Raw genomic sequence first — 1,514 nt, 5'->3', positions numbered from 1 at the left:
GTCGAGCAACATGAGCTTCTCCTTAAACCGCAGGCGGTCGGCCATCCGACCGGTCAGAAGATGTGCTTGGAACCGTCGAACACCGCGCTGACCGAGCCACCCACCTCGACCTACCGGTCGATGCCCGCGACTGCCAGGTAGACGACGGCGCCACAGCCTTCGCGGGTGATCGCGGCGAGCGCGTGCTCGAGCTGGGCGCCGCAGTCGCAGCGGACTTCAGAGTCAGGGCTCGATCCTGCGCCGACACGCCCGTTCCGGTCCGCGGTTGTCAGAGCGCCCGCCGCGATCAGATCGCCCTCGTTCTCGCGTTCATGATCATCGGCGACCACGGCCGGCCCACCTGACGCACGCGCCTCGACGGCCGAACGCACTGCCTGAGCAGCACGCTCCAGCTCTCTGGTCGTACGGACCACCTGAGGATCCCACCCTTCGCGATGAACCGACCTGCACGCGGCGACCACTTCGGCCTCCGTCACAGGGGTCGAGCTTCCTGACGAACTCACCGCCCTGTGGCGACCGATCTCCGCGCCAGTTTGAACAAACGTCCAAATATGGGGCCTGAGTATGGGCACCGCTCCACGGCTTGTCAACGCCCAAGTGATCGGTACGCGGGATCCTCAGCGGTGACTGAAGCACGCGGCAGGCCGCTGGGGCTGCGCGTCCGGGGTCCCCAGGGTGCCGAGGGGGACTGCCGGCCCGTTTGCTCGCTCGGCAGGCCCGCACGCCATCCGGTAGCGGTTGCGGTAGGGGCCGCCAGCGAGCCTCCCGACGGGCCGTCCGGTCCGTGAGCCCCGGCCGCACCCCCGAGGGCACATCGTTCAGCCGCTCGACCTCTGCCTGTCGTATGGAAACGTTCCTAGCCCTTGTCAGTTCTCCTGGATCTGGCTACTTTCAGGCGGTAGGGGTCCGCGAACTGGGCGGCAGGTCGCCCTCAGCAGAAACGTTTACCTCGAAGAGGAGGGCACGTGCCCGAGAACCTGACTTCCGCCCCGTTGCGCGTGCTGGTCGCAGGTGAGTCCTGGATCAAGCACACGATCCATATGAAGGGTTTTGATCAGTTCCATTCCACCGAGTACGAGGAGGGCGCTGGTGTCTTCTTGGAGTGTGTGCGGGCGGCGGGGCATGAGCTGACCTATGTGCGGGGGCACGAGATCTCCTCGTCGTTCCCGAGGACGGCGGAGGCGCTCGACGCGTTCGACGTCGTCGTCATCTCCGATATCGGGTCCAACTCGTTCCTGTTGCCGGACGAGACGTTCCTGCGGTCGGAGAAGTCCCCGAACAAGCTCGGCCTGGTCGCGGACTATGTGGGTCGCGGGGGCGGGTTGGTGATGATCGGGGGGTACTTGTCGTTCACCGGGATCGACGGTAAGGCGCGTTACGGGATGAGTCCGCTGGCGGGTGTGCTGCCGGTGGATCTGATGCCCACTGATGATCGGGTGGAGATGTCGGATGGGCTGAAGGTGGACGTGTGCGAGCCGGCTCACCCGGTGCTGGGTGGTACGCCGGCCGAGTGG

2 protein-coding genes are annotated in these 1,514 nt (G+C 66.1%); one reads left to right on the top strand and one right to left on the bottom strand.

Annotated elements, in window-relative coordinates; translation table 11 throughout:
• Positions 1-110: 110 nt before the first annotated feature.
• Complete coding sequence (locus tag PKE99_RS37485) at positions 111-329, bottom strand: hypothetical protein (protein WP_231498505.1); 219 nt, start codon at positions 327-329, stop codon at positions 111-113.
• 636 nt (positions 330-965) lie between these two features.
• Between PKE99_RS37485 and PKE99_RS37480 the strand changes: the two genes are divergently transcribed.
• Positions 966-1,514: glutamine amidotransferase (locus tag PKE99_RS37480; protein WP_271215018.1), on the top strand; the 549-nt coding region annotated here is incomplete at its 3' end.

It is taken from the genome of Pseudonocardia halophobica (genome assembly GCF_027922425.1).
GTDB classification, from domain to species: domain Bacteria; phylum Actinomycetota; class Actinomycetes; order Mycobacteriales; family Pseudonocardiaceae; genus Pseudonocardia; species Pseudonocardia halophobica.
Note: the sequence above shows the minus strand (reverse complement) of the source record. Positions and strands in the feature narration are given on the sequence as shown.